We start from the raw sequence: 6,149 nt of genomic DNA on the forward strand, positions 1-6,149 counted from the left end.
ATCTCGGTGGCGCCCAGGGCGAGGGCCCGGCTGACCGGCAGCGAGTCCACCAGACCGCCGTCGAGGAAGTGCTCCTTACCGATCCGCACCGGCGGCAACAGACCCGGGACCGCACAGCTGGCCAGCACTGCCTCGGCCAGCGGACCGCCGGTGAACCAATGTGCGGCTGCGCGCTCGACGCAGGCCGCGACGCACTGGAACGGCACGGCTAGGTCTTCGAACTCCGCGACCGGGATGTGCTCGGTGAGCAGCGCCTGCAGCCGGTCGTTCTGGTACAGGTGCGTTCCGCTACTGCGGGCGAGGGTTCCCAGCGACGCGACGATCCCACCACCGAAGACGTCGGAGGATCCGAGGTCCGCCCACATCTGAGCCAGCCGGGTGGCGGCGCCGACGCCTGGCCGGCACGCGTACGCCGCCCCGTTGATCGCCCCGACCGACGTGCCGAGCACCAGATCGGGCTCGACGCCGTGCTCGGCCAGCGACTGCAGCATCCCCACCTCGGCGGCGCCGAGCATCCCGCCGCCGCCGAGCACGAACGCCGTCAAACTCATGGAGCGAGGCTAACCGCGCACCGGGGCGCCGCCGCGCGCGTCGATGAGCCCGCCCTCGATCACACGTCGTCCAGCCGGACTCGGTCCGGAGTCAACGGCTTCGAGCGGCTCCGCCTCGTCCCTCTGGCCCGCGTTTCGATCGGCCCGGTCGCTTGTGCGCACCGGCACGGATCTCCGCGAGGAGCCTGCGGACGCCGCGGCGGGTCTGATCGGCGAACAGCCGGCCGCCGGGGTCGTTCGCTGGAACATCAGGTGGTAGCGGGCCGGGTGGTTCACGCAGTAGTCGACGAAGCTCACGGCCACGTCCACCACCCCCGCCTCGGGCTCGGTGGGCTCGGGCAGTGCGTCGAAGTCGCGCCGGAGGGCGGCGAACCCGTCGGCGAACAGGGCATCGAGCAGGGCCTGTTTGGTCGGAAAGTAATACGTGAGCGACTGCTGGCGCATGCCCACCGAGCGCGCCACCTCGCGGACGCTCACGGCGGCGACCCCTCGCGCTCCATCAGAGCCCACGCGCGGTCGAGGATCTCGCGGACGACGACCGTGCGGCGCGCTTGCGCTCGTACATTGCCGAATCAAGTCCCGCGGACAGCCGCTTCTCACCCTCGAACCCGCGCGCGGGCCGGCCTGGTTCAACACCCCGACGGTGACCGCGGCCGAGCCCGGCCGCGAGTTCGCTTTCCGGCGCAACGGACCGGGTACCGGCTCCTACACGTGGCGATACGCGCTCGAACCGATTCCGACCGGGACCCGGCTCACCGAATCCTTCGACGCGGAGCGCCCGCTCGGCCGGGCGATGACCTGGATGACCATGAAGTGGACCGGACCACCCGCGGCGTTGGAGCGCTCAGGGCCTTAGCGGAAGGCATTGAGCAGAACCGTGAGCAGGATCGAGGCAAGCACCGAGATGACGATCATCGCCAGGCATCCGGGCGCTCCGCCCAGAGGTCTGACCCGGAACTGACTGTCGCGCATGTGCACTCCGACATGACAGAGGTGAGGACGGCGCAGGACACGCCGCGTCGGGACGCGGTCAGCTCCTCAGCGGGCGGTGCGCTTCCGCTTGGCGGCCGATGCCAGCCCGGCGATCCGGTCGGCCTCGGCACGCTTCGTGGCGGCAGTGCCGGCCGCGCTTGCCGCCCGGGTCACCTGTGCCTTCGGGGCCGCTGCCCGGGTAGCGGCTCGCTTGTCGATTGCCGTCACCGCGGACTCCGTCTGCGCCTTCGCCGCCGCTCGCTTGGCCTGCGCCTGGCGACGCGCCGCCGCCGTGGCTTCCGTCGCCCTCACGGCCGCCTCGCGCTCAGCCGCGACCTTCTCGGCTCGCCGGCGCTTCTCGATCGCTGCCTCGGCGGCGGCCGCGTCGGTCCGTGCCGCGGTCCGGCGCTCGGCCGCGTCGCGCCGCGTCCGGATCAGGACGGCCTCAGCCTCAGCCGCTTTCTCGGCCGCCTTCTCCTCCAGGGACCGGGCCAGGGCGCGGGCCTGCGTCTTGCGCGCCAGGTTGGTGCCGCGACGCTGCAGGGAGGCGTCCCCGGTGACCGTGCCGGCGAAGTTGTCAACGGACGCGACCGCGCGCTCGAATCTCACCCGCAACGGGGAATCCTGCGCCAGACGCGCCTCGACGCCGCGGTGGACCGCAGTGAGCGGCATACGCAGTAGGCGGTATTCGGTGGCCGCGATCTTGCGCGGCACAGTGAGCAGCTTCATTACTCTCCTCCTAGCAGTGCGGGTCAGGCGGTCAGGGAGTTTCGCGGTCGAGGCGCTCGGCGGCCTCGCGGGCGCGGGCTGCGGCGTCCTCGCTCCGCTCGGCTTCGGCCGCGCGCGCCGCGTAATCACTCTCACCGGCCGCCTCCAGGCGCTCGGCCTCCAATTGCCCGCGCGTTGCCTCGGCCTGGACGCGGCGCAGGTCGGCGCCGGCATGGATGTCCGCGCCCACCTTCGCGAGCGCTTCGTCTGCGGCCGCATGTTCCTGGGCGACCGCAACCCGTGCGGCAGCCTCGCGGTCGGCCTCCTCGGCGACCCGGGCGGCGTGCGCTCGGACCACCGCCTCCTGGGTGTCGGCGTCTGCGGCGATGGTCGCCAGCGCCTGCTCGCCGTCCGCAAATTCCGCCTCGGCGAGCGCCTGCTGGGTGGCGGCTTCCTTGCGCTCTTGCGCCTCTGCCTGGTTCAGGCGGCCCTCGGCGACGAGGTCGTTCCTGCCGAGAACGGCGCCCACGGCCTCCTTGGCCTTGCCGACGAGGTTTTTCGCGAGGCCCGCACGGGCCTCGCCTGCGATGTCATCGTTTGCGGTCACGGGTGCTCCTGACAGTGGCGGTACTGGTCTCCGCTCGACTCCAATCGCTGCCCCACCCGCGTCCACCCATGCACTGGGTCGGTGCGTCTCCGGTCACGTCGCCTGCCTGTGGGCAGGTCCCTGACGCAGCCACTCACGCTTGAGCAGATCGAGGCACGCCGATTCGCTTGTCGAGGTCATGCGCGCGATCGCCGGGGCATCACGACCCGTGCGATCGGTCTCACGGTGTGAGCCGCGGCGGCGAGGGGAGAGTCTGGCTACGCCACCTCAAGGAGATCACCATGTCGAGCGATGCTCGCTCGTCCTGCTGCGCGCGGACCACAAGGAGCTGCGCCGTCTATTCCGCGAGTTCAAGGGCGCCGGCAAGGACGCCACCGTCACCAAGGGGCGCCTGGTGGACAAGATGCTCGAGCTGCTGACCGTGCACACGTATATCGAGAACGAGGTCATGTATCCGCGTGCGGGCTGCGGTGCCCGACATCGAGGCCGACATCCTGGAGTCCTACGAGGAGCACCACGTCGCCGACGTGCTGTGTAGCGAGCTGGCCGCGATGTCGCCGGAGGCCGAACGGTTCGACGCGAAGACCACCGTGCTGATCGAGAGCGTCGAGCACCACATCGAGGAAGAGGAAGAGGTCTGGTTCCCCAAGGTCCGCGAGGCCCTGGGCCGTAAGGAGCTGCAGGAGATCGGCCAGGAAATGCTCAACGCGCGCCAGGTCGCGCCGCACCACCCGGCCCAGCCCAGCGCCCTGAAGAAGGCGATCGACGCGTTGATCAGCTGAGGCCCCCTGGACACGGCGGCGCCGCCCGGACGGTACCGGGCGGCGTCGTCGTTCCTTTGCCCCTCAGCTCGCGGAAGCTGGACGCCGATCACATGAAGCAGCGATCAGACCGCAAGAGGCCGGCGGAGGCTCGCGACTGACCCTGACACTTGTCAGGGACGCGGCACTCCGCGGCGGAGGGCTTCGCCGCGGCCACCATCGAGTTCCCCGGGAGCGGTGACCGCCCCCGTTCCGCCGCCGCCGAGGAGGCCCGCGCCGACCTGCGCCGGGCGCTGGAGGTCGGCGAGCCGGTCGGCGAGATCGTCGACCGGCTCGTTCTTCCGCTGGTCCAAAGGGCGGTCCCGGAATGGCGGACCGCCTTGGACGATCTCCTTTCGTTGCCCGAGATCGGCGGCCCGGTCGGGTACGCGGGAGGGGTGATCGCCCCCTCCTCCGGCTGGCGGTGGTCGAGCCGGGCATCGCCGCCGCACTTCTGCTCGCCGGGAGCTTCGTGCCTCGCACCATGTTCGAAGAGGCCCAGCAGGTCAGCATTCCGCTGCTGGTCCTGTTGCAGTGGGACCGGAGTCCCGCAGTTCGAGGGGGACGACGGGAATCGGTTCTTCGCCCGGCACCTGAAGGGAGGCCTGACCGTTAGACATGAGGACCTCCCGACCCAGGGTCGGGAGGTCCTCATGCGAATGCAGGTGCGAGCCTTTCGGCCTACTCGAACTTCTTGGCCCGGTAGATCTGGCCGTCCTCGACGATGATCAGCTTCTTCGGCATCGGCTTCTTGGCCGGGCCGCGGATCACCGAACCGTCGGTGATCTTGAAGTCCGTGCTGTGGCACGAGCAGGCCATGATTCCCGGGCGGTCGAACACGTCGACCGGGCAGCCCTCGTGCGTGCACAGGGAGTCGAAGCCGACGAACTTTCCGGCCTGCGGCTGAGTGACGATGTACTCGTCGGCCTCGAAGAGCATGCCGCTGTTGACGGGGATGTCCTCGGTCGAGGCGAGGGGGGTGTCGCTCGCCCTGACCAGATCACCCGGCTTCGGCTTCCCCTTCGGCTTGGAGGGCTTCGGGGGGACGGGCTTCGGAGCCGGTGCGGGGCTCGGGGCCGGCGGCGGAGCGGGCTTGGTCCCTGTCAGCGTCTGGAGCAGCGTGGTGATCGGGTCGTCGGCACCTGGGCGGACGGCGATCGGCGCCACAAACGCGCCGAGGCCCATCGCGGAAATCCCGCGCATCAGGGCGCGCCGGTCCGGCAGGGCCGCTTCCGCTTCCTCGGGGTGATGTGGCGTATCCGCAGCAGCCATGGGGGGCCTCCGTTTTCGGGGCTGGCGAGTGGGAGAACAAACTAACTGGGCGGTATGAGCCTAGTTCTGGGCGAGTGGATGTGTCCCGTGGCGGAGCAACAACCTTTTCCCTGGCTTGAGTTGTCGCCCACCGGCCCGCGGGCTGCGCCGAGCGTGCAGATTCGCCGACTCGTTCTCCCGCTGGTCGAAAGGCGGTCCCGGAATGGCGGACCGCCTTGGACGATCTCCTTTCGTTGCCTGAGATCGGCGGCCCGGTCGGGTACGCGGAGGGGTGATCGCCACCGGCGTCCCGCAGTTCGAGGGGAACGACGGGAATCGGTTCTTCGCCCGGCACCTGAGGTGACGCTCCGTCAGGTCGGTGGCCCGCTGAGCGACGTCGCCGCGGCAACATGACGACCCCCCGGTGGTGGCGCCGGGGGGTCTTCATGGAGGAGCAGAGGTCAGATCATTTCGCCGGTTTGGCGCGGTAGATCTGGCCGTTCTCGACGATGATCGGCCTCTTCGGCATCGGCTTCTTGGCCGGGCCCGAGATGACCTTGCCGTCGGTGATCTTGAAGTTCGTGCTGTGGCACGAGCAGCTCATCACGCCGGGGGTGTCGAACACGTCGACCGGGCAACCCTCGTGCGTGCAGAGGGAGTCGAAGCCGACGAACTTGCCGGCGGTCGGCTGGGTGACGATGTACTCGTCGGCCTCGAAGAGGTAGCCACTGTTGACCGGAATGGTGTCGCCCGAGGCCAGCGGGGTGTCGCTCGCCTTGACGAGCTTGGCCCCCTTGGGCGCCGCCTTGGGCTTGCCCTTCGGGGCGGCCTTCGGCTTCTTCTTGGCCTTCGGAGCCGGCTTAGGAGTTGGGGTCGGCTTTGGACCGGCCTTGGCGCGCGACACCGCACCGGCGTTGGATTCGAGGGACGCCTCCGGCAGAGCGGTGGTCGCGTTGTTGCCGTCACTGGCCCGAGCGGCGAGCGGCACCGCAAAAGCGGCCAGGCCCAACGCGGAAATGCCGCGGAGTACGGTGCGCCGGCCTGGCTGGGCTCCTTCCGCTTCGTGGGGGAGATTTGGTGTATCCGCAGCAGCCATGGGGGGCCTCCGTGTCCGGGCGGCGAATGTCAAAACAAATTGTGAAAGCAACTAGTGTCCTGCGCCGGTAGTTCGTTGAATAAGTCGGCGAAGTGATTCGAGGATCTGCTCGGCGCTCTTGGTCCAGATGAAGGGCTTGGGGTCCTCGTTCCACGCCTTGACCC

7 protein-coding genes and 3 pseudogenes are annotated in these 6,149 nt (G+C 69.6%); 4 read left to right on the forward strand and 6 right to left on the reverse strand.

The genetic code is table 11. From position 1 onward, the window contains the following. Window positions 1–551, reverse strand: a 551-nt coding sequence (locus H0X00_RS20595; protein ID WP_293774398.1) for a patatin-like phospholipase family protein, incomplete at its 3' end; no start/stop codon positions are given. Between the two features lie 9 nt (window positions 552–560). Continuing rightward, entirely contained in the window at window positions 561–1,061 is a 501-nt protein-coding gene (locus H0X00_RS20600; protein ID WP_293774399.1) for a TetR/AcrR family transcriptional regulator, read from the reverse strand. Here H0X00_RS20600 and H0X00_RS20605 point away from each other — a divergent pair. Further along, complete coding sequence (locus tag H0X00_RS20605; protein WP_293774400.1) at window positions 994–1,407, forward strand: SRPBCC family protein; 414 nt, start codon at window positions 994–996, stop codon at window positions 1,405–1,407. The two genes, H0X00_RS20600 and H0X00_RS20605, sit on opposite strands and share 68 nt — an antisense overlap. Before the next feature lie 182 nt (window positions 1,408–1,589). Here H0X00_RS20605 and H0X00_RS20610 read toward each other — a convergent pair whose 3' ends face one another. Further along, a complete protein-coding gene (locus H0X00_RS20610) occupies window positions 1,590–2,252 on the reverse strand; it encodes a hypothetical protein (RefSeq protein ID WP_293774402.1) in 663 nt (220 codons plus the stop codon). A gap of 31 nt (window positions 2,253–2,283) precedes the next feature. Beyond that, window positions 2,284–2,838, reverse strand: coding sequence for a hypothetical protein (locus H0X00_RS20615; protein WP_293774403.1), 555 nt, complete (start codon window positions 2,836–2,838; stop codon window positions 2,284–2,286). A gap of 253 nt (window positions 2,839–3,091) precedes the next feature. Between H0X00_RS20615 and H0X00_RS23975 the strand changes: the two are divergent. Continuing rightward, window positions 3,092–3,620 (forward strand): annotated as a pseudogene (locus H0X00_RS23975) (hemerythrin domain-containing protein). 161 nt (window positions 3,621–3,781) lie between these two features. Beyond that, a pseudogene (locus H0X00_RS23980) lies at window positions 3,782–4,237 on the forward strand (alpha/beta hydrolase); the annotation flags it as partial. A gap of 82 nt (window positions 4,238–4,319) precedes the next feature. On the opposite strand, the gene H0X00_RS20630 reads toward H0X00_RS23980, so the two are convergent. Continuing rightward, the gene (locus H0X00_RS20630; protein ID WP_293774406.1) at window positions 4,320–4,910 is read right to left on the reverse strand and encodes a Rieske (2Fe-2S) protein; all 591 of its coding nucleotides are present in this window, start codon (window positions 4,908–4,910) and stop codon (window positions 4,320–4,322) included. 159 nt (window positions 4,911–5,069) lie between these two features. On the opposite strand from H0X00_RS20630, the pseudogene H0X00_RS23985 reads away from it, so the two are divergent. Continuing rightward, window positions 5,070–5,253, forward strand: a pseudogene (locus tag H0X00_RS23985) (hypothetical protein); the annotation flags it as partial. A gap of 102 nt (window positions 5,254–5,355) precedes the next feature. On the opposite strand, the gene H0X00_RS20635 reads toward H0X00_RS23985, so the two are convergent. Continuing rightward, window positions 5,356–5,985, reverse strand: coding sequence for a Rieske (2Fe-2S) protein (locus H0X00_RS20635; RefSeq protein WP_293774407.1), 630 nt, complete (start codon window positions 5,983–5,985; stop codon window positions 5,356–5,358). Between the last annotated feature and the right edge of the window lie 164 nt (window positions 5,986–6,149).

It is taken from the genome of Sporichthya sp., from assembly GCF_013815995.1.
In the GTDB taxonomy this organism is placed as follows: domain Bacteria; phylum Actinomycetota; class Actinomycetes; order Sporichthyales; family Sporichthyaceae; genus Sporichthya.